The organism is Segatella maculosa DSM 19339 = JCM 15638, from assembly GCF_000382385.1.
Classification (GTDB): domain Bacteria; phylum Bacteroidota; class Bacteroidia; order Bacteroidales; family Bacteroidaceae; genus Prevotella; species Prevotella maculosa.
Genome location: NZ_KB908320.1, coordinates 249,344 through 272,054 on the forward strand (window position 1 = coordinate 249,344; position 22,711 = coordinate 272,054).

A 22,711-nucleotide genomic window follows, 5' to 3' on the forward strand; every position below is an offset into this window, starting at 1 on the left:
ATCATTATTTGTAGGTATTTATGCCCGTCATGTACGGACAAAGGTTGATGCATTCCCCTACTATTTATACCTTTGCAGGAGATAGGTTAAACGACAAAAACATGAGATTATCAGATTTACACACCGGCGAACATGGCATCATCGTCAAAGTAACGGGACACGGAGGCTTCAGGAAGCGGATCGTGGAGATGGGCTTCATTAAAGGGAAAAAGGTAGAGGTGCTTTTGAATGCACCACTGATGGACCCTGTGAAGTATAAGATCATGGGGTATGAGGTCTCGCTCCGCAGGACCGAAGCCGAAATGATAGAGATTGTCTCTGAAGCAGAGGCAAAGGAAATCAACAAGCGGGCAAGCCATACAGAAAAGGGTTCCGAGATAACTCCTGTTGATGACCGTCCATTGACAGATAAGCAGCTGAAAGAAGCGGCTAAGATACGCCATCGCGTCATTAATGTGGCTTTGGTGGGTAATCCCAACTGCGGTAAGACCTCGCTGTTCAATTTCGCTTCGGGAGCTCACGAGCGCGTCGGCAACTACTCTGGCGTTACGGTCGATGCCAAGGAAGGATATGCCGAATTCGAAGGCTACACGTTCAACCTTGTTGACCTGCCCGGTACCTACAGTCTCTCGGCCTACTCGCCTGAAGAGCTGTATGTGCGCAAGCAAATCATTGAGAAGACGCCCGACGTGGTCATCAACGTGATTGATGCCAGTAACTTGGAGCGTAACCTCTATCTTACGACGCAACTTATCGACATGAACCTTCGCATGGTCTGTGCGCTTAATATGTTTGACGAGACCCAGAAACGTGGAGACAAGATTGATTACGCCAAGCTGTCGGAACTCTTCGGTGTCCCGATGATACCGACCGTCTTTAAGAACGGTACCGGCGTGAAAGAACTCTTTCACCAAATCATAGAACGCTATGAGAGCAATGAGGAAGAACTGCCTTACGCCCGCCATATCCATATCTATCACGGTCACGAGATAGAAGACGGCATCAGGCACATTCAGGAATATCTGAAGAAAGATGAGAGTGTGCGACGGTTATATTCCACCCGTTATCTGGCTATCAAGCTGTTGGAATATGATGCTGCTACGATGGAGTACATAGAGACCTTGCCAAACTCCGCAGAGATATTCAGGGTTAGAGACGTTGCGGCCCGACGCGTGAAAGAGGAGACCGGAGAGGACTGCGAAACGGCTATCATGGATGCCAAATACGGCTTCATCCACGGTGCACTCCAAGAGTCACAATATCAAACGGGAAAGAATAAGGACACGTATTTGATGACACATTATATAGATTATGTCATCACGAATAAATATCTGGGCTTCCCTATCTTTATCCTTATACTGTTCATCATGTTCTTTGCCACCTTTACCGTCGGACAGTATCCTATGGACTGGATAGATGCAGCAGTCGCTTGGTTCGGTAAAGTCATTTCACACAATATGCCCGACGGGCCGGTCAAAGCCATGCTCGTAGATGGCGTGATAGGCGGTGTCGGTGCGGTTATCGTGTTCCTGCCGCAGATACTCATTCTCTATTTCTTCATCAGTTTCATGGAAGACTCCGGCTATATGGCCCGGGCCGCATTCATTATGGACAAGCTGATGCACAAAATGGGGTTGCACGGCAAGTCGTTCATTCCGCTTATCATGGGCTTCGGTTGTAATGTTCCTGCCGTCATGTCCACACGAACCATCGAAAGCAGGCGTTCACGACTTATCACTATGCTTATTCTGCCCTTGATGAGTTGCTCGGCCCGTCTCCCCATCTACATCATGATCACAGGCTCTTTCTTTGCGCTGAAATATCGTTCATTTGTGATGTTGTCTCTTTATGTCATCGGCATTTCCATCGCCGTTATCCTCAGCCGACTTTTCAGTACATTCGTCGTGAAAGGAGAAGATACGCCTTTTGTCATGGAACTTCCTCCCTACCGCTTTCCGACGTGGAAGGCCATGGGGCGCCACACATGGGAAAAGGGAAAGCAATATCTCAAGAAGATGGGAGGTATCATTCTTTTTGCCAGCATCATCGTATGGGCCTTGGGCTACTTCCCACACGACGATGCGCTCGATGCCCGACAACAGCAGGAACAGAGCTACATCGGACGCATCGGAAAGTTCGTGGAGCCCGTGTTCCGTCCACAGGGATTTGACTGGAAGATTGATGTCGGTCTGATTTCGGGCGTGGGCGCAAAGGAAATTGTTGCAAGTACGATGGGCGTACTTTATAGTAACAACGACAGTTTCGGCGAGGACGACAGCTTCAACGACGAAGGCGGAAAATACCGGACACTACACCGACAGATGACAAGTGATCTGGCTCGACTACACGGCATCACCTACAAAGCAGCCGAGTCCGTCGCCACCCTCACCGCCTATTGTTTCCTGCTGTTCGTGCTGCTCTATTTCCCATGCATTGCCACAATCGCTGCTATCAAAGGCGAGACGGGGAGTTGGAAATGGGCCTTGTTTGCCGCCGGCTACACCACACTGCTTGCATGGGGCGTCAGTGCGGCCGTGTTTCAAATCGGACGTCTCTTCCTATAGATAAAACATGATGAACCGCAAAAGACTTCCAACTATTTCATTCCTGCTGTGCATGGCCCTGTCCTGTCTTGCACAGCGAAATGAGATTTTCTCACCCGACATCGCTACGCTGCAAGTAAACAACACGCGGCAAAGGCTGTCCGTGCTACCCGTCATTCAATTGGGCAGTGACGAACGCATTCAGATTTCGTTCGATTGCCTCGGCCATGAATATCGTCGTTTCACTTACAAAATCACACACAGCGAAGCCGATTGGTCACCCTCCACGCAATTGTTCGACAGCGACTATCTGGAAGGCTTCGGAAACAATCTTCTCATCGAAGACATCAAGGAGTCCGTCAACACAAACACGGAATACACCCACTATGCGTTAGCCTTGCCAAACGCCCAATGCCGCATGACCCTAAGCGGCAACTACAAGGTCAGTATCTATGACGAGGCTAATAACCTGCTACTCAACGCCAGTTTCATGGTTGTCGAACCGAGAATGCGCATTGGACTTTCATACATGACGAACACCGACATCGACATCAATCGGGCGCATCAGCAAGTAGAAATGAAACTTGATTACGGCACGCTTACCGTCACCGACCCCGGCCGTCAGATAAAGACCGTCGTTCTGCAAAACGGGAATTGGAACGACGCCCGTGTCAACGTGCAGCCGCAATACACGCGGCGCGACGGCCTACAGTGGCAGCACTGCCGCGGATATATCTTCGAGGCAGGAAACGTCTACCGCAAGTTCGAATGTCTCTCGCTCGATCACCCCACGATGGGCATCGCGTCTATCGATTGGGACGGCCGCAACTATCATGCCTGGCTGTGGCCCGACCTTCCGCGCCGTAACTACATACACGACGAAAGTGCGCAGGGAACCTTCGTCGTTCGCAACAGTGACAACCGTGGGAACGACTATCTCTCCGACTACGTGATGGTGCACTTCACCCTGCAGACCGACCCCACCGACGATAAAATATACGTCAGCGGAGGCTTCACGAACCACCTGCTGCTGCCCCAATATCAGATGCAACGCAATGCCGCTACCGGTAATTACGAACTCACACTACTGCTGAAGCAGGGTTATTATTCTTATACGTATGTGCAGGTCGGTGCCGACGGGTATGTCCGCAACCTTCCCTCCGAAGGCAATTTCTACCAGACCCAAAACCAATATCAGGCACTGATTTATTATAGAGGTCCGGGTGAGCGTACCGACCGTCTCGTGGCCGTGGTGCAATGACGAAACACGGTATAATGGACATTTGGTAGGCTGAAACCGCCATAAGATGAACAGCCCTCCCTGCGCAGGCATGAGGCCCCTGCTCCCCGAGTATCAGAAACAGCATACACGAACGCCCTCAAAGTAGACTGACGGTAGGCGGTTCGGAGATTGAAAGAGATTTCGATTGCCCCAGTTAAAAGATAAAAAACTCGTAGCGTATCAGAGATGAACTTGATTGTCGACAAGGGCGGCAATCAAATCCTCACGATGGTACGCCTTCAGAAGACCTTTTATCGCAAGTAAGGCAAAGGACAGCCATGCCACCCTCACGATGGTAGAGCGTAGCACGGGATAAAAGAACCTACCCGATAGCGCTACGGCGTCGGACGACAGTTCCTTTTAATATTTTTTATCATCGCCCACGGGCGACGAACGTTCTTTTTACATTTTTTAGCTTCGCCCGCGGGCGAAGAGCATTCTTTTTTAATTTTACTATCTTCGCCCGCGGGCGACAAGCGTTCTTTTTTTGTTTTCCGCTAATCTGATGCTTCAGAGACGCAGTTTTTCCTGTTTTTTCTCCGTAGGGCTCATATCGAACTCACATAGGGTAGAGCGCAGCACGAACTTCCTCATCATGGAATCAACAGGAGACCAAGGGAAAAATTGAACTTTGCAACACCGAAGTTGGAGTTTTACAAGTATTATTCGGAATGTTGCAGCTGGTTGACTCTCTACTCTTTTCGCTGGAAAATAAAGCGTCACGAGAAATAAAATGCGGTCTGATGTTTGCATATCCGAAGATTAATTTCTAACTTTGCTTATCTAAATGGAAAATTCAGGCAATAGCATAAAGATTTTTCAACGGTATAACTAAACAACGAGATTAAGTTATGGCTAAAATCAAAACGATTGGAATTCTGACTTCGGGTGGCGATGCACCCGGAATGAACGCGGCTATACGTGCCGTGACACGTGCCGGCATCTATAACGGCTTCCATATAAAGGCCGTCTATCGCGGTTATGACGGGCTTATCAATGACGAAATCGTGGATTTCACGACGGAGAATGTGAGCGGCATCATCAATCAAGGCGGCACAATGCTGAAAACGGTACGCTCGATGGAGTTCATGACCGCGGAGGGCATGCAGAAAGCTTATGACAACATCTTGAAAGAAGGCATCGATGCGTTGGTGGTGATCGGTGGAAACGGCTCTCTGACGGGTGCCATGAAGTTCGCGCAGGAGTATGATATCTGCTGCATCGGTCTACCGGGTACGATTGATAATGACCTTTACGGGACGGACAGTACGATCGGCTATGACACAACGATGAATACTATCGTGGAGTGCGTTGACCGGATCCGCGATACGGCCCAGAGCCATGAGCGTATTTTCTTTGTGGAAGTGATGGGGCGCGATGCTGGTTTCCTTGCACAGAACTCTGCGATTGCATCGGGTGCAGAGGCGGCCATTATCCCAGAAGATAGTACCGACGTGGACCAATTGGCACAATTCATGGAACGTGGCATTCGCAAAAGTAAGAAGAGCTGTATCGTGATTGTCAGCGAGAGTCCCAAGTGTGGTGCCATATACTATGCCGACCGCGTGAAGAAAGAGTTCCCGCAGTATGATGTGCGGATATCAATCCTTGGACATCTGCAGCGTGGAGGCCGTCCTACAGCCCGCGACCGTATCTTGGCAAGTTGTACCGGAGTGGGCGCCGTGGAAGCAATCATGCAAGGTCAGCGTAACATCATGGTTGGCGTGCGTAACAACGAGGTGGTTTATGTCCCCTTGAGCGAAGCTATCAGAAGTGATAAGCCTTTTGACAGAAAGTTGATAACGGTGCTTGATGAACTGAGTATCTAATATTTAAAAGGTATTAAAAGGTAGAAAATCCATAAATAAATCCCAAGGTAAATTTGCATTTTATATAAAATATAGGTACTTTTGCCCAACAGTTTTTGTAAGAATTTAAATACTCAAATAAAATTATGTCACAGATTATAGGACATATCTCGCAGATTATCGGCCCGGTCATTGATGTTTATTTCGACACCAAGGGGCAGGATGCGGAGAAAGTGTTGCCAAAGATTTACGAGGCCCTGAAAGTAAAACGGTCAGACGGTAGCGAACTTGTAATCGAGGCTCAACAGCATATTGGAGAAGACACTGTACGATGTGTAGCTATGGATAATACCGACGGCCTTCAGCGGGGTCTTGAGGTTGCTCCAACAGGAAGTCCGATAACAATGCCTGCTGGTGAGCAAATCAAGGGACGAATGATGAATGTTATCGGAAAGCCTATTGATGGTATGGAGGAATTGGATATGCAGGGTGCTTATCCTATTCATCGAGAAGCTCCAACTTTCGATCAATTATCTACACACAAAGAGATGTTGGCAACGGGTATCAAAGTCATCGACTTACTGGAGCCTTATATGAAAGGTGGAAAAATCGGACTCTTCGGTGGGGCCGGTGTAGGTAAGACAGTACTTATCATGGAGTTGATTAACAATATTGCAAAGGGACACAACGGTTATTCTGTGTTTGCAGGAGTCGGTGAGCGTACCCGTGAAGGTAACGACTTGCTCCGCGATATGCTGGAGAGTGGTGTTATCAAATATGGTGAAGCCTTTAGAAAAGCAATGGAAGAGGGTAAGTGGGATTTATCCTTAGTCGATAAAAAGGAATTGGCCGAAAGTCAGGCAACCCTTGTCTATGGACAGATGAACGAACCTCCCGGGGCACGTGCTTCAGTAGCTTTATCGGGTTTGACCGTGGCTGAAGAGTTCCGTGACCATGGAGGGAAAAATGGAGAGTCGGCCGATATTATGTTCTTTATTGACAATATCTTTCGTTTCACTCAGGCCGGTTCAGAAGTGTCTGCACTCTTAGGGCGTATGCCTTCTGCCGTGGGCTATCAACCAACGTTGGCCAGTGAAATGGGAACCATGCAAGAGCGAATTACCTCAACGAAAAACGGTTCTATCACCTCTGTGCAGGCTGTTTATGTGCCGGCAGATGACTTGACGGATCCGGCTCCTGCTACAACGTTCTCGCACTTGGACGCTACAACAGAACTCTCAAGGAAGATTGCGGAGTTGGGTATCTATCCGGCAGTAGACCCGTTAGGAAGTACTTCACGTATTCTTGATCCATTAATTGTCGGTAAGGCACATTATGACTGTGCACAGCGTGTGAAAGAGCTGCTGCAACGCTATAATGAACTTCAGGACATTATTGCTATTCTTGGTATGGATGAACTTTCAGATGAGGATAAGTTGATTGTGAACCGTGCGCGTCGTGTTCAACGTTTCCTTTCTCAACCGTTTACAGTGGCCGAACAATTTACCGGATTAAAAGGTGTAATGGTACCTATTGAAGATACAATTAAAGGCTTCAATGCAATTCTTGATGGAGAGGTCGATGACCTCCCAGAGCAGGCTTTCATCAATGTAGGAACGATAGAAGATGCAAAAGAAAAGGCAAAGAAACTACTTGAGGCCGCTAATGCTTAATGCACTGCGAGTAAAGTATCTGGTGAAGAATAACTAAACTTTAGAAAGCTTATGTTGAGATTGAAAGTCGTATCTCCGGAGAAAGTGCTCTTTGATGGTGAGGTGACTCGTGTCATTGTTCCCGGAACTGCGGGGGAGTTTGAAATCTTAGAGCATCACGCCCCAATCATCTCTTCGTTGGAAAAGGGATGTGTCAAGTATCAGGCTCAAGCCACTCAAGAGGAGAGACTTGATATTCTTGGCGGATTTGTCGAAGTACAAAAAGACGAGATACGCATGTGCGTCGAACTATAGACTATTTTGATGAAAGAAGTGGTAAATATTCAATCGGCAAGTAAAAGATATATCCAACAGGCTGTACAGATAGTCTTTGCTTTGTTCTTGTTGGAATTGTTGATTTTGCAAATGCTGGGTGCCGGTCTATTGCTGACTCCTATCCTCGTGAGTATGTGCTTTACATTGATTGTAGAATTAAGTGATGCTTTTATTTGGAAACGATTGGAAAATAAGACAGAGGAAACTAAGGCAACTTTCTTTATGGCTGTTTCAGGTTTCAGATTTCTTTTGTCATTATTGATGCTGTTCGTTTATTACTTTATGTCCGACCGTTCCGGAATGATTGCTTTCATTCTGTTGTTTGCACCATATTATTTGGCTGTATTGGTCCATCATTCCATATTTTTCTCACATCTGCGTAGTAAATCGTAGCCATTTATCAAGGGGGTTGATTAAATAAAATGAGACAAATAAAATCATTACTTCGTCTATTCGCACTTGCTATGTTTCCTTTGCAACTGTTTGCAGTTCATAGTACAGGAAAAGGAGAATTGAATATCTCAGAGATAGTGCTTGAACATCTCTCTGATGACTATGAGTGGCACATTGCCTCTTATGGAGGAAAGACCATCAGCATTCCACTTCCTATCATTGTAAAAAGTTCAGTCACGGGACAATGGTCTTTCTGTACACCAAAGACATTACCTTCCAACTTCTTCTTCGATAGCGCACATCATGGGAAGATTTTTGAGAAAATGCCTGACGGAAATAATGTCCGGCCAATAGATTTGAGTATTACGAAGGCTGTGGCGCAAATATGGATAGTCGTCTTTATTTTGCTTGGAATATTTGCCTATTGTGCACGATGGTATAAGCATCGTGACATGAAAAGTTTAGCTCCTGGAGGTTTTGTCGGTGCCATGGAGATGATGGTAATGACAATTAATGATGATGTTGTTAAGTCTTCTATTGGTGAAAAGCATCATAAGACCTATGCTCCTTACTTGCTTACTGTATTCTTTTTCATTCTCACAACTAATCTGATAGGTCTTATCCCCATATTCCCCGGTGGTGCTAATGTGACAGGTAATATCAATATAACTTTATTTCTTGCGGTCTGCACGATGATTGTTGTAAACTTGTTTGGTAATAAAGAATATTGGAAAGATATATTTTGGCCACATGTTCCTTTATTTTTAAAGGCTCCTATCCCTTTGATGCCGCTTATAGAGTTATTCGGTGTGTTTACAAAACCATTTGCATTGATGATTCGTCTCTTTGCCAACATGATGGCTGGACACGCTGTGATATTAAGTTTCACATGCGTAATCTTCCTTGGATGGTCTATGGGGGTAGGCTTTGGCTTGGGCCTGAATACGTTCAGTATTATCATGTTGCTTTTCATGAACTGCCTAGAGCTATTGGTTGCTTTTGTACAGGCCTATGTATTTACATTATTGAGTGCAGTCTTTATTGGATTGGCACATAAGGAGGAAGCGGCGGAATAAAAAAATAGTCCTTTTATAGTAAAGAAATAGAATTAATAGTAATAACAATTAAAAAGTAAAAATTATGATGATTTCAACTTTGTTGGCTGCAACAGGTCTGGCTCAGCTGGGCTGCGGTCTTGGTGCTGGTATTGCAACAATTGGTGCAGGCCTAGGTATTGGGAAAATTGGTGGTAGTGCTATGGATGCTATTGCTCGTCAACCGGAAGCATCTGGTAAGATTATGACCAATATGATTTTGACATCGGCATTTGTCGAAGGTTGTGCTCTGTTTGCTATTGCTGCTTGTGCATTTATCATTAAGTAAAAACAGGATCAATACGAATGGAGAATTTGCCATCAATATTAACGCCTGATCTTGGACTTCTGTTTTGGATGCTCCTTGCGTTTTTGGTGGTCTTCTTTTGTCTTGCCCGTTTTGGTTTTCCGGTCATCATCAAAATGGTTGATGAACGGAAACAATATATTGATGAGAGTTTAGGCAAGGCACATGAAGCTTCTGAACGTTTGGCACATATCAAACAAGAAGGAGAGGCTTTGTTACAAGAGGCTCGAGAGCAACAGGCTAAGATAATGAAAGAGGCGGCTATGACTCGTGATGCTATTGTTGAACAGGCACAAGATAAGGCACATGAAGAAAGTGCTCGTCTCATCTCTGAAGCAAAGAAGCAGATTGAGATTGAGAAACAAGCTGCAATCCGTGATATCCGCTCACAGGTGGCTGAACTTAGTATTCAGGTTGCAGAAAAAATCCTTCAAGAGAAGTTATCAAACGACAAATCTCAGATGGAATTGATAGACCGGCTATTGGATAAGGTTTCTAAAAGAGAGAATAAAGACTAAAAATTGTAGTTTATGGATTTAGGTGTAATATCAGTTCGATATGCTCGTGCCTTATTGAAGGGTGCTGTTGCTAGAAACCAAGAAGATGAGGTTTACAGAGATATGCAAATTCTTCTGCAAAATTATATCGCTGTGCCCGAACTGAGACTTACGATTGAAAACCCTATGCTTGCAAAAGAAAAGAAGCAAGAGGTTCTTGAAATTGCAAGTGGCAAGAATGTAACATTGCTAACGAAGCATTTTATAGCTCTTGTTTTGAAAGAAGATAGGGAGACTGCCCTGCAATTCATGGCTGCATCATACATTACTCTTTACAGAAAGCATAAGAACATCACCTGTGGTAAGCTTATTACAGCCACAGCAGTTACCCAAGAGGTTGAAACTAAGATGAAGCAGATGGTTGAGAATAGGACTCAAGGTTCTGTAGAATTCAATGTGGAAGTTGATGAAGGCCTCATAGGCGGCTTTATCCTTGAATACGATGATTGCCGTATGGATGCAAGTGTAAAAGGCAAACTGCGTAGTATTCTGTCAGAACTAAAGAAATAATAATTCAGTTTAATAAAAAGAAAAGATGTCAGATAAAATTAAACCAAGTGAGGTGTCAGAAGTACTTCTCAAAGAGTTGCAGAGCATCAACAGTGGAGAACAGTTTGACGAGGTAGGTACTGTACTTACTGTGGCAGATGGTGTAGCACGTGTTTATGGCCTCCGAAATGTTGAAGCGAGTGAACTTCTTGAGTTTGAAAACGGTACGATGGCTATCGTGATGAACTTAGAGGAAGACAATATTGGCTGTGTACTTCTTGGTCCGACGGCTGGCATTAAGGAAGGACAGACTGTAAAGCGTACACATCGTATTGCTTCTATCCGTGTGAATGATAACTTTCTCGGACGTGTTGTCAATCCTCTTGGGCAAGCCATTGATGGTCTTGGTGATATAGAACTGACGGATGCCTTTGAGATGCCTTTGGATCGCAAAGCACCGGGAGTTATCTATCGCCAACCGGTGAAAGAACCTTTGCAAACCGGCCTGAAGGCTGTAGACTCGATGATTCCTATTGGTCGTGGACAGCGTGAGCTTATCATCGGTGATCGCCAAACGGGTAAAACCGCTATCGCCATAGATACTATTATCAACCAGAAAAGCTTCTATGAAGCAGGTAGGCCTGTCTATTGTATTTATGTGGCCATAGGGCAAAAAGCCTCTACTGTTGCAGCTTTGGTACAGACACTGAAAGAATATGGTGCTTTGCCATATTCAATTATTGTAAGTGCAACAGCTGCCGACCCTGCAGCCATGCAGTATTATGCGCCTTTTGCTGGTGCAGCCATCGGAGAGTATTTCCGAGATCGCGGCTACAGTGCACTTGTTGTTTATGATGACCTATCGAAACAGGCCGTGGCCTATCGTGAAGTTTCCTTGATCCTTCGTCGCCCTTCAGGACGCGAAGCATATCCCGGCGATGTGTTCTATCTTCACTCTCGTCTGTTGGAACGTGCTGCACGTATCAATAATCAACAAGAGATTGCCGAGCAGATGAACGATCTTCCCGACTGTATGAAAGGCCATGTTCGTGGAGGAGGTTCGTTAACAGCCTTGCCTATTATAGAAACGCAGGCCGGTGATGTCTCTGCTTATATTCCTACGAACGTGATTTCCATCACCGATGGACAGATTTATTTGGAGACAAATCTATTCAACCAAGGTTTTCGTCCGGCAATCAACGTTGGTATATCCGTATCACGTGTGGGTGGTTCTGCGCAAATTAAGAGTATGAAGAAAGTTGCAGGTACGTTGAAATTGGATATGGCACAATACCGTGAGTTGGAGGCTTTCTCAAAGTTCTCCAGTGATATGGATGCCGTGACTGCAATGACTTTGGATCGTGGCCGTAAGAATAACCAATTGCTCATTCAGCCTCAATATCACCCAATGCCGGTAGGTGAACAGATTGCTATTTTGTATTGTGGCGTACATGGTCTGATGCATGACGTGCCCGTGGATCATGTCCGTGATTGTCAAGACCAATTCTTGGATGCCATGCGCTCATCTCATGCAGACATTATCAATGCATTGGCTGAAGGGCAGCTGACAGATGAGGCTGTCAAGGTCATTGAAGATACAATGGCAAATATTGTCGGACAATATAAGTAAAAAACCGTAGCAATGCCTTCATTAAAAGAAATCAAGACACGTATTGCTTCTGTCAAAAACACCCGTAAGATTACGAGTGCAATGAAAATGGTGGCATCAAGCAAACTGCATCATGCGCAGACCGCCATTCAGAACATGTTGCCTTATGAAAATCTGCTTGAGCATATTTTGAAGTCTTTTCTCATCACGGTTCCGGAAGTTCAGAATGAATTTGAAATGAAGCGTGAAATAAAAAGGGTGGCACTTGTTGTTTTCACCAGCAACAGTTCCCTATGTGGCGGTTTTAACAACAATGTGCTCAAGTTGCTTCAGAGCACTGTTGATGATTATACAGCCCAAGGCGTTGAGGACATTCTCATTTATCCGGTCGGGCGTAAAGCCGAAGAGTATGCCATCAAGCGCGGCTTTCGCATAGCAGGTAGTTTCCTTTCATTGGCAGAAAAACCGAAGGCGACAGACTGTGCGTTGATTTCGCAAGAATTGCAGACGAAGTTCGTCGCTCACGAGGTGGATAAGGTCGAACTTATCTATCATCATTTCAAGTCAGTAGGAAGTCAGGTCTTATCGCGAAAGGTTTTTCTTCCGATTGATTTGTCCACAGAGAATATCGGGCTTGAGAATGACCGCGATCTGTCTGGTAATGTAACTACGGCAAAAGCGCAAGAGTATATTAAGAATAAGGCAAAGGCAGAGACGAAAAAGAAGTCTTCGGCAGAGATGCTCAATGATAATTTTATTGTGGAGCCAAATTTGAATATGGTGCTCAGCTCCTTGGTCCCCAAGGAACTGAATCTACAAATCTACACAGCTTTGCTCGATAGCAATGCCAGCGAACATGCCGCACGTATGATTGCAATGCAAACGGCAACAGACAATGCCGACGAATTGCTCCGCGCCCTAAACCTCCAATACAATAAGAGTCGCCAGCAGGCTATCACCAGCGAGTTGCTTGACATCGTGGGCGGCAGCATCAATAACTAAGCGAGTTCGGGATAAATCCCAATGGAGGAAAAATTAAAAAAAGAGCTTCGGTGCCTCCGCCGAGACTTCGAGAAACAAAAAATACGTAGCGGAAACTCCGCCAGAAGCCAGGGGATAAAATACATATCAGTGGAAACTCCGTCGGAACTCAAAAGTTAAAAGACGTATCGGCGGAAGTTCCGCCAGGAGCCAAAAGTTAAAAGATGTGTTTGCGGAAGTTCCGCTATGAGTTAAAAGTTAAAAGATGTATCCGCGGAAATTCCGCCGAAAGTCAAAAGTTAAAAGATGTATTGGCGGGAACCCCGAAGAGGTGACGGACCAGCGGAAACAACTCCTGCTTCGTTCCGTCACCTCTTCAAGGTTCCAGCCGCTCTTGTTACGACAGTAAGGGCTACGCACAAGCCCCTTAATATCTTAGGTCTTTCAACAGTTCTGCCATCTTCTGCTTCGTAGTTATTGTAGTAGGCACAAGGGGAAGGCGCAACACGTTCTCTATCATTCCCATGTCGTTTAACAGCGCTTTGCAGCCCGCAGGGTTCCCATCTACGAAGAGTAACGAATAAAGTTCGGTAAACATGTGATGAATCTTGCGGGCCGGTTCATATTCCCCATTGAATTCCAATCTGATCATGCGGCTGAATTCTTTGGGCAAGGCATTGCCTATTACGGAGATTACGCCGGCAGCACCGCTGGCCACCATTGAAAACGTAAGTGCATCGTCACCGCTGATGACATCAAAGTTATCTGGTTTGTTCTTGATGATTTCATCTATCTGTTCCAAACTTCCGCTTGCTTCTTTCACGGCAACGATGTTGGGAAAGTCTTTCGCCAACCTGACCGTCGTCTCCGCCTTCATGTTGACCCCTGTCCTACCCGGAACATTATAGAGAACTACGGGCAATGGACTCGCTTCCGCAATGGCTTTAAAATGCCGATAAAGTCCTTCTTGCGACGGCTTGTTATAATATGGGCAAATACTCAGTATGCCGTCAATCCCCGACCAATCTGTCGTTTTGATTTCTTCAACGACGGCAGCGGTATTATTTCCACCACAATATTTGAGAATCGGAACCCTACCACCTACCAATTCCTTTATGAACACCGTCATCTCGTCTTTTTCCTGCTTAGACAAACAAGGGGCTTCGCCCGTAGTAGCCAAGATACAGAGAAAATCGGCCCCGTTGGTCAATTGATATTCTATAAGCCGCTTTAACGCCTTGTAGTCAATCTCGCCGTTTAATGTAAAAGGGGTTATCAGGGCTATACCAAGACCTTTAAAGATGTTATGTGCCATAAATGGTTCTTTTTACTTTCAATCTTGACCACAAAGTTACAAGATTTACATCAAATTGCAAAAGTTTTTAATAAAATAATTCCGGAAAGATATATGCATGAAAGCGGACGATAACACCTTGCCCGCCCTCAATCATCTTCTTTTCTTCATCAAAGAGTAAAGCAACAAATCTGAAACTCCATTCATAAGCCCTTTGCTAATATAAAAAGACATTACAAGTATAAAATAACAAAACAGGGTCGGAATGCTAACCATTCCGACCCCATCTTCATTTGATGTCTTATAACTTACAAAACATCTATGCTACGTTGCACTTTCTGTACTTCTTTAACAACTTTCGGCAAGTTTATTTCGAGCACACCGTCCGTCACCTTGGCCGAGATTTTATCTCTGTCTACGTCATCGGGCAGAACATAACTCTGCTGATAATTCGAATAAGAGAATTCACGACGCAAATAATGCTCCTTCTTACGCTCTTCCTTGTGCTCCAATTTGTTCTCGATGGCCACTTCAAGATTGCCGTTATCATCAATATTCACACGGCAAAACTCCTTTTTGATGCCCGGCACTGCAACCTCCATCACGTAAGCCTTCTCGGTATCTTTGACATTGACAGCAGGTGCTGTAGAGTTCATCTTCGACAAAGCAGCGTCACTAAAGAAATCATTAAATGCATTGTCCAACCAATTGTTATTTGTACGCATTACTGGAAACAACATCATAAAAACCTCCTAATTATATTTTAGTTCTACATTAAATTTCTTTTGGATCTTCATGCCTTTCGGTTTCATTATCCACCTCTACATTTGCAACAAACATACCGCCGGGTTGAACATGACAAAATGTCCCTATTGTAAATCAATTTTAACCATATTTGCTGACATAGTAAGTAAAATTGTCAGTAAATCTTAATTATTTTAAGCTTTATAGTCTCTAAGCCTGCAATTCCATTCCGTTGTATCAGGAAATGGAATCCTCAAAAACCGTTTTCTAATCTCAGCTATTTTCCGTTACAAAATCAGCCACTTTACCGCATAATATAGCTGAGATTGCGCGGTAAAATCGCTGAGATGGTTTTGCAGGTCCCTTCACCCCCCACCACTACTCCTTGTTTAATAGGCAAAGAGCGGGTAGTCTTTCATCGTTGCATTGACCTTTTCGCGAACTCGTTTTATCACCACTTCGTTTTCAGGATCATTCAAAACCTCTTCGATAAGACCGGCAATAAGGTGCATCATGTCTTCCTTTGCACCACGAGTTGTTATAGCTGCCGAGCCCAAGCGTATGCCTGAGGTTAGGAATGCACTGCGCGTGTCGAACGGAACCATGTTCTTGTTGACCGTTATATCAGCGGCAACAAGGGCATTTTCGGCTAATTTACCGGTCAAATTGGGATATTTCGCCCGCAAATCAACCAGCATTGAATGATTATCCGTGCCGCCACTGACAATCGTGAAGCCTCGTTGCATCAAATCTTCGGCCAAAACCGCAGCATTTTTCTTTACCTGCATGGCATATTCTTTCCATGATGGATCGAGATTTTCACCGAAACCAACGGCCTTGGCTGCAATGACATGCTCGAGCGGACCGCCTTGTGTACCCGGAAAAACGGCTGAGTTGAGCAACATACTCATCTTCTTCACTTCGCCTTTCTTCGTCGTCAGGCCCCAAGGGTTATCGAAATCCTTACCCATGAGGATAATACCACCACGTGGTCCGCGAAGGGTTTTATGCGTTGTACTGGTGACAATATGTGCATATTTCAGCGGATTGTCAAGCAAACCTGCGGCTATCAATCCGGCCGGATGGGCCATATCGATCAGCAATATGGCTCCAACCTCGTCGGCAATCTTACGCATACGTGCATAATCCCACTCACGACTGTAGGCCGATCCGCCGCCGATTATAAGTTTCGGTTTATGCTCAAGGGCCAATCGTTCCATCTCGTCATAGTCCACACGTCCTGTTTCTCGGTTTAGATTATAACCTACGGGCTTGTAAAGCAGACCCGAAGTGTTGACATGACTACCGTGAGAAAGATGCCCGCCATGGTCGAGATTCAATCCCATAAACGTGTCACCGGGTTGCAAAACGGCCAACAATACGGCGGCATTGGCCTGCGCACCGGAATGAGGTTGCACGTTGGCAAACTCTGCATCAAACAATTTCTTGACACGATTCCGGGCAAGGTCTTCGACCTCGTCAACGACCTGACATCCCCCGTAGTAGCGCTTTCCGGGAAGTCCTTCGGCATATTTGTTGGTAAGACAAGACCCCATGGCAGCCATTACTTCGTCACTAACAAAGTTTTCAGATGCAATCAGCTCCATTCCCTTCAATTGGCGTTGATGCTCTCTTTTAATAAGGTCGAAAATCTCTTGATCTTTTTTCATTGCAAAATGCTATTTTGTAGTTAATAATTCCTTTCTTTGATACTGATTTGCATCAGCAGAGTTTTATTTTATTTATATCTTGCTCTTTGTCGCAGTATCTGCATTTCAAAATGCCATGTGCTTTGTCTACAACATTGAATACGGTCATCATCGGTTCATTGTTGGTGATGCATTTCGGATTGTTACACTTGACAATACCTCTAAGCTCGTCGGGGGTCTCTACCGTCTTTTTTTCGACGACTTCATAGTCTTTGATAAGATTAAGTACAATCTTTGGGGCAACGACACTTAGTCGGCTGATTTCCTCATCAGAGAAGAACTTATCCGTGATTTTGATGATTCCTTTCTTTCCAATCTTCTCTGAAGGAAGGTTATAGCCAATGGTCACAGGCGTGGAAGAACCTCTTAATCCCAACAAATCAACAACCTGATAGGTCTTTTCGGCCGGAATATGGTCGATAACGGTGCCGTTCTCGATTGCAGAAACAAGCATTTCTTTCTTTCCCATGACTTAGAATTTAGAATGGATAATGGTTTTGTCATTCCTGATATCGTCTAATGTGATACCAAGACAATGACAGAAGATGGCCTCGCGTGCATAAAGTCCGTTCCGAGCCTGTTGGATATAATAGGCATGAGGATTGTCATCAACATCATAGGCAATCTCATTTACGCGGGGAAGCGGGTGAAGAATCTTCATATTGGACTTAGCAAGACTCAGCATTTTGTTCCTTAATATATACACATTCTTTACACGTTCATATTCCATCAAGTCGGAGAAGCGTTCCTTTTGTACGCGCGTCATGTACAGAATGTCGGCATCTGCAATCACTTTGTCATTGAATTCCGTATGCTCCTCGAACCTTATGCCATGCTCCTCACAATAGAGTTTGTATTCCTGCGGCATGGCAAGCTCTTCAGGCGCAATGAAATGGAACGTGGGATTGAAGTGACGCATGGCCATGATCAGCGAATGAACAGTCCGACCGTATTTAAGGTCACCGACAAGATAAATATTCAGATTTTCAAGTGTGCCTTGTGTTTGATAAATGGAGTAAAGGTCTAACAAACATTGTGAGGGATGCATGTGTGCTCCGTCTCCTGCATTGATAATCGGAACGGGTGCTATTTCCGAAGCATATTGCGCAGCACCTTCAATGTAATGCCTCATAGCGATGACGTCGGCATAGTTACTGACCATGAGAATTGTGTCTTTAAGCGTTTCACCTTTCGAAACACTGGAAGCCTTTGCATCGCTAAAACCGATGACTTTTGCCCCAAGTCGATTGGCAGCAGTCTCGAAACTAAGTCTCGTTCTGGTTGAAGGTTCATAAAAGAGTGTGGCAACAACCTTTCCTTTTAGCAACTCCCTGTCAGGGTGTTTTTCGAACTCTTGCGCCATTCGGATAAGATAAAGCAACGCATTTTTATCCAAATCGGCAATCGTTACAAAATCATGTCTCTTCATTTGTATATGGTTGATGTTCCGAATTCGTCTCCAAAGTTAAGCATTATTTCTGATTAGTGTGTGCTATTTGATGGAAAAATTGTATTTTTGCACCAAATATTGTCATGCTCGGCAAATGGTAAACGTGTCTACTTTGCACTTGCCGGTAATACTTTTGCTAAAAAATCAAGATGAGAAAGGCTTTTATTCACTTCTTATGGAGTGTGTTGATACTCTCAATATGTGGATCGGCATTAGCTTTCACCGCCATATGGAACGGTTGGATAGGCTACATGCCCCCGATAGAAGATTTGCAAAACCCGATAAATCGTTTTGCTACCCAAGTGTATTCCTCTGATGGAAAGGTTTTGGGAACCTACAATCTGAACAAAGAAAACCGAATAGTAATCCCATATAGCAAGATTTCCAAACATCTGATAGACGCATTGGTAGCAACCGAAGATGAACGTTTCTACGAACATAGTGGAGTTGACTTTATCGCATTGGGTAGAGCGATTGTTAAGCGTGGGCTCTTAGGACAGGCTTCTGCTGGTGGAGGCTCTACAATTACACAGCAATTGGCAAAGCAGTTGTATTCTGAACAAGTGCATAATTCCTTAGAAAGAATATTGCAAAAGCCGATAGAATGGGTTATTGCCGTGAAACTCGAGCGTAATTACACGAAAGAAGAAATCATAGCTTTATACTTGAACTATTTTGATTTCTTGCATAATGCGGTAGGAATAAAGACTGCGGCAAACACTTACTTCAATAAGGAGGCCAAAGACTTGAATATTGCTGAATCGGCCATGCTTATCGGACTCTGTAAGAACCCATCTCTTTTCAATCCCGTCAGGTTTCCTGACAGAGCACGTGACCGTCGTAATATTGTTCTGGGACAGATGCTGAAGGTCGGCTATCTTTCCCAAGCCGAATATGATGAATATAGTGCCATGCCCATAACGCTGCACTTTCATAGGACGGACCATAAAGATGGAAACGCAACCTACTTCCGTGAATTTCTGCGCCAATATATGATGGCCGAGAAACCGGATATCACCGATTATCCTTCGTGGAACAAACAACAATACACACTGGATTCGATTGCATGGGTGAGCGATCCGCTTTATGGCTGGTGTAACAAGAACTTTAAAAAAGATGGTAAGCCTTACAATATCTATACGGATGGACTAAGAATATTCACCACAATAGACAGTCGAATGCAGCTATATGCCGAAGAAGCAGTCTACGGGCATGTCACGAAATTCTTGCAACCAGCCTTCAATAAAGAGAACCGCAGCAAGAAGAATGCGCCATTTACCGGGGCACTCAGTGCATCGCAACTGCGTTCTATCTTGAACCGGAGCATGTATCAAAGCGAACGTTATCGCAATATGAAGTCAACCGGTGCAAGCGAGGAAGAAATCAGGGCTTCATTCAACAAACCTGTCGATATGACGATATTCACTTATCATGGCGATATCGATACCCTTATGACTCCAATGGACTCCATTAAATATTACAAAAGCTTTCTGCGCGCTGGTTTTATGAGTATGGATCCCAAGACTGGTGCCGTTAAGGCCTATGTCGGCGGTTTGGATTATAATCACTTCATGTATGACATGGTAACCGGCGGACATAGGCAGATTGGTTCCACGATTAAGCCGTTCCTCTATGCATTGGCTATGGAGAACGGATATTCTCCATGTGACATGGCCCCCAATGTACAAAAGACTTATATCGTTGCGGGGCAGACTTGGACACCACGTAATGCCTCACACGCACGATATGGACAAATGGTCACTTTAAAGTGGGGACTGGCACATAGTAACAACTGGATATCAGCCTACCTGATGAGCAAACTCAATCCGCAACTGTTTGTATCCACCTTACATGAATTCGGAATCAACAATCCGGACATACATCCCTCCATGTCGTTATGCTTGGGACCTTGTGATGTAAGCGTTGCGGAGATGGTGAGTGCCTATTCCGTATTTGCCAACCATGGTATACGGACAGCCGCAATGTTTGTCAGCCGTATCGAAGATAACGAGGGAAACGTTATCGCTAGTTTCCAACCACGTATGAACGAAGTCATCAGCGCAGAGAGTGCCAACAAGATGCTTGTGTTGCTGCGGGGCGTCGTCGATGGCGGAACTGCAGGAAGACTCCGCTATAAATATCACTTGGAAGGCGAAATCGGAGGAAAGACCGGAACTACCAATAAGAACAGCGACGCATGGTTTATCGGCTTCACGCCACAGTTGGTGACAGGGATATGGGTCGGTGGTGAAGACCGCGATATCCATTTCGACAATATGGCTATGGGGCAAGGTGCGACCATGGCACTGCCCATTTGGGCTTATTATATGAAGAAAGTCTACCGAGACAGGGCATTAGGCTATAATAACAAGGTCTCATTCGGGCTTCCCAAAGGTTTCGATCCCTGCCCGAAGCAGGATGCAGACAACACAGCGTATCAAATCGACGAAGTATATGAATAGGACTTTACTCGCAATTGCCCTTTGTTGCATTCAAGTAATCACAGGATATGCCCAAAAGACAAACCCTCTCCGCGACAGCCTGCACAAGGCCACGGAAGCATTGGCATACCACCCCGACAGCACAGAGCTGCGCTTGAAGAAGGCTTCATGGAACATGCTGCTGCAGGAATGGGAGTATGCCAAGGAAGAATACGACCGCATACTGTCGAGAGACGCAGACAATCCAGCCGCACTTTATTTCCGTGCCTATGTCAACGGCAAACTGTCGAGATACAATTTTGCACGTTTGGACTATCAACACCTGCTGTGTATCGTGCCTGGAAATTTTGAGGCACAGTTGGGACTGGCCCTTCTCAACGAGACCGACAGGCATTTCACCGAGGCGTTCGACGGCATCAACCGCCTGATTTCACAGTTCCCCGACAGTGCCGTTGCGTATGCCGCAAGAGCAAACATGGAACGTGAACGGAATATGCTCGAGCTGGCAGCGTTCGATTATACGGAAGCCATCAAGCGGGAACCCCATAACCGTGATTACCGACTGTCGAGGGCTGACGTCAGACTCATGCTGAAAAAGAAAGAAGAGGCCTTGGAAGACTTGGAATATCTTGTGTCTTCCTTGGGTGTCGCGAGAGCTTCGTTGAAAGAATTCTTCGAAAGAGCAAGAAAATAATTCACCAAAAACTTAACCCATACGTCGATTTTATGAAAATCTTAGAACCGTCATTCGAGATCTGGCAACAAGAAAGCGGCCTTTTAGGCATATACAAACAAATCGAAAAGGCCGGAAGAGTCTGTTACAAAAGTGAACAAAACGTCTCCGAGGGCTCGGCGAAACCCTTCGTGGAACGCATGATTACGGCCGAACATACGGCCATGCTGGAGCATGGCACTGTCTATATGACCGTAAAAGAAGGCGAACGATCGGACTATTACGTGCGTAACCGTTTCTCACATGTGAACATCATCGGCCACACAGCCTATATCACGACCAATCTTAGGGTGCTAGCCGAGAACAAACGCATGGCCGATTTGGAACTTCTCACGGAGCTTTCCGAGCATCATGAGCGGCGCGTCACCGTGCACTTCACCACCCAAGTGGCCGTCACCCGCGAGTTCAACAGGCACCGTGCCAACTCAATGGCCGAGCAGTCCACACGTTATTGCAACTACGGCAAAAACAAATTCGGCGGCGAAATAACCGTCAACCTTCCCGAGTGGGTGAAAAACGAGCCGGATTATTCTCAAATACCGCAAACGACGGGTACCGAGCAATTGAAACGACTATGTAAGGACATGATTACCGCGGGCGAAACCAAGGCATGGAACGCCGTCGATAACTGGCTGTTTGCGAATCTTGCCTGCGAACTTGCCTACCTCAACCTGATTTCGCTGGGCAAAAAGCCCCAAGAGGCACGCGCCGTCCTCCCGCTTGACGTGAACACCGAGCTGGTGCACACGGCTTTCGTCAGCGATTGGAAGCACTTTTTCGACCTGCGAGCTATTGGCACTACCGGCGCACCTCACCCCGATGCAAAGGCCATTGCACAGCCGCTCTACGAGGAGTTCGAGCGATTAGGGCTGCTATAGTATGGCGAACAGATTATTCTTCTGATAAGACGGGTGGAAAATCAGGCACAAAATACAACGAGTTTAACAAGCACCATGACCATGTCCCCTGATGAGTGCCCTTGATGTTTTCATGGTATTAGATTTCGTCCCATGAAAGAAAATCTTAACTTTGCAGCCGACGGGGCCACTTCCAAGTTGCATGTAAAGAAGTTTGACGACGTAAACCCTTTCAGGAAAGTCTCATGCAAACTGTAAACCCTTTCAGGAAGCAAGTAAAAGATGTGGAAACAATATCAGTAACAATAACCAAAAACGTGTAAAGAGAAATCAAGCTTAGTCAATCGGTTTGTCATATCAGCCATTTTGCATGCTAATATCAGCCACTTTACATTGTAATATGGCCCATATTACGCGGTAAAATGGCTGATA

20 protein-coding genes are annotated in these 22,711 nt (G+C 45.4%); 15 read left to right on the top strand and 5 right to left on the bottom strand.

The genetic code is table 11. The features are described from left to right. Positions 1-101 precede the first annotated feature (101 nt). From feoB to H164_RS0103190, 12 genes are all read left to right on the top strand, one after another. Positions 102-2,564 carry a ferrous iron transport protein B gene (gene feoB / locus H164_RS0103135; protein ID WP_019967267.1) on the top strand — a complete coding sequence of 821 codons (2,463 nt, stop codon included), beginning with the start codon at positions 102-104 and terminating at the stop codon, positions 2,562-2,564. 7 nt (positions 2,565-2,571) lie between these two features. Next, positions 2,572-3,804: a type IX secretion system plug protein gene (locus H164_RS0103140; RefSeq protein WP_019967268.1), complete on the top strand. Its 1,233-nt coding sequence runs from the start codon at positions 2,572-2,574 to the stop codon at positions 3,802-3,804. Between the two features lie 872 nt (positions 3,805-4,676). Then, the gene (gene pfkA / locus H164_RS0103145) at positions 4,677-5,654 is read left to right on the top strand and encodes a 6-phosphofructokinase (RefSeq protein ID WP_019967269.1); all 978 of its coding nucleotides are present in this window, start codon (positions 4,677-4,679) and stop codon (positions 5,652-5,654) included. Positions 5,655-5,779: 125 nt separating this feature from the next. Further along, a complete protein-coding gene (gene atpD / locus H164_RS0103150; protein WP_019967270.1) occupies positions 5,780-7,306 on the top strand; it encodes a F0F1 ATP synthase subunit beta in 1,527 nt (508 codons plus the stop codon). A gap of 51 nt (positions 7,307-7,357) precedes the next feature. Continuing rightward, complete coding sequence (atpC, locus tag H164_RS0103155; RefSeq protein WP_026356214.1) at positions 7,358-7,600, top strand: ATP synthase F1 subunit epsilon; 243 nt, start codon at positions 7,358-7,360, stop codon at positions 7,598-7,600. A gap of 9 nt (positions 7,601-7,609) precedes the next feature. Beyond that, on the top strand, positions 7,610-8,014 hold the full coding sequence (locus tag H164_RS0103160; RefSeq protein WP_019967272.1) for a hypothetical protein: 405 nt from the start codon (positions 7,610-7,612) through the stop codon (positions 8,012-8,014). Between the two features lie 29 nt (positions 8,015-8,043). Beyond that, positions 8,044-9,090, top strand: a complete 1,047-nt coding sequence (atpB, locus tag H164_RS0103165; RefSeq protein WP_025830019.1) for a F0F1 ATP synthase subunit A — start codon at positions 8,044-8,046, stop codon at positions 9,088-9,090. Positions 9,091-9,154: 64 nt separating this feature from the next. Continuing rightward, the gene (gene atpE / locus H164_RS0103170) at positions 9,155-9,397 is read left to right on the top strand and encodes an ATP synthase F0 subunit C (RefSeq protein ID WP_008564022.1); all 243 of its coding nucleotides are present in this window, start codon (positions 9,155-9,157) and stop codon (positions 9,395-9,397) included. Positions 9,398-9,414: 17 nt separating this feature from the next. Continuing rightward, entirely contained in the window at positions 9,415-9,933 is a 519-nt protein-coding gene (gene atpF / locus H164_RS0103175) for a F0F1 ATP synthase subunit B (protein WP_019967274.1), read from the top strand. A 12-nt stretch (positions 9,934-9,945) separates the two neighbouring features. Further along, positions 9,946-10,482 (top strand): F0F1 ATP synthase subunit delta, encoded by a 537-nt coding sequence (locus H164_RS0103180; protein WP_019967275.1) that lies wholly within the window; start codon positions 9,946-9,948, stop codon positions 10,480-10,482. A 25-nt stretch (positions 10,483-10,507) separates the two neighbouring features. Continuing rightward, positions 10,508-12,091 carry a F0F1 ATP synthase subunit alpha gene (gene atpA, locus H164_RS0103185; RefSeq protein ID WP_019967276.1) on the top strand — a complete coding sequence of 528 codons (1,584 nt, stop codon included), beginning with the start codon at positions 10,508-10,510 and terminating at the stop codon, positions 12,089-12,091. Between the two features lie 12 nt (positions 12,092-12,103). Continuing rightward, a complete protein-coding gene (locus tag H164_RS0103190) occupies positions 12,104-13,072 on the top strand; it encodes a F0F1 ATP synthase subunit gamma (RefSeq protein ID WP_019967277.1) in 969 nt (322 codons plus the stop codon). Positions 13,073-13,478: 406 nt separating this feature from the next. On the opposite strand, the gene dapA is transcribed toward H164_RS0103190, so the two are convergent. The 5 genes from dapA to pyrB all read right to left on the bottom strand — a co-directional run bounded on the left by dapA (position 13,479) and on the right by pyrB (position 18,227). Then, positions 13,479-14,366, bottom strand: a complete 888-nt coding sequence (gene dapA / locus H164_RS0103195; RefSeq protein ID WP_019967278.1) for a 4-hydroxy-tetrahydrodipicolinate synthase — start codon at positions 14,364-14,366, stop codon at positions 13,479-13,481. 287 nt (positions 14,367-14,653) lie between these two features. Continuing rightward, the gene (locus tag H164_RS0103200; protein ID WP_025830016.1) at positions 14,654-15,085 is read right to left on the bottom strand and encodes an Hsp20/alpha crystallin family protein; all 432 of its coding nucleotides are present in this window, start codon (positions 15,083-15,085) and stop codon (positions 14,654-14,656) included. A 393-nt stretch (positions 15,086-15,478) separates the two neighbouring features. Further along, on the bottom strand, positions 15,479-16,759 hold the full coding sequence (gene glyA / locus H164_RS0103205; protein WP_019967280.1) for a serine hydroxymethyltransferase: 1,281 nt from the start codon (positions 16,757-16,759) through the stop codon (positions 15,479-15,481). 52 nt (positions 16,760-16,811) lie between these two features. Continuing rightward, positions 16,812-17,267: an aspartate carbamoyltransferase regulatory subunit gene (gene pyrI, locus H164_RS0103210; RefSeq protein ID WP_008564031.1), complete on the bottom strand. Its 456-nt coding sequence runs from the start codon at positions 17,265-17,267 to the stop codon at positions 16,812-16,814. A gap of 3 nt (positions 17,268-17,270) precedes the next feature. Further along, positions 17,271-18,227 carry an aspartate carbamoyltransferase gene (gene pyrB / locus H164_RS0103215; RefSeq protein WP_019967281.1) on the bottom strand — a complete coding sequence of 319 codons (957 nt, stop codon included), beginning with the start codon at positions 18,225-18,227 and terminating at the stop codon, positions 17,271-17,273. A gap of 170 nt (positions 18,228-18,397) precedes the next feature. On the opposite strand from pyrB, the gene H164_RS0103220 reads away from it, so the two are divergent. The 3 genes from H164_RS0103220 to H164_RS0103230 are packed head-to-tail and all read left to right on the top strand — an operon-like array spanning position 18,398 to position 22,300. Further along, positions 18,398-20,710 (top strand): penicillin-binding protein 1A, encoded by a 2,313-nt coding sequence (locus H164_RS0103220; RefSeq protein WP_019967282.1) that lies wholly within the window; start codon positions 18,398-18,400, stop codon positions 20,708-20,710. Continuing rightward, positions 20,703-21,383 (top strand): tetratricopeptide repeat protein, encoded by a 681-nt coding sequence (locus H164_RS0103225; RefSeq protein WP_025830014.1) that lies wholly within the window; start codon positions 20,703-20,705, stop codon positions 21,381-21,383. Before H164_RS0103220 ends, H164_RS0103225 begins: the two co-directional genes overlap by 8 nt. Positions 21,384-21,415: 32 nt before the next feature. Continuing rightward, a complete protein-coding gene (locus tag H164_RS0103230; RefSeq protein WP_019967284.1) occupies positions 21,416-22,300 on the top strand; it encodes an FAD-dependent thymidylate synthase in 885 nt (294 codons plus the stop codon). Positions 22,301-22,711: the final 411 nt, after the last annotated feature.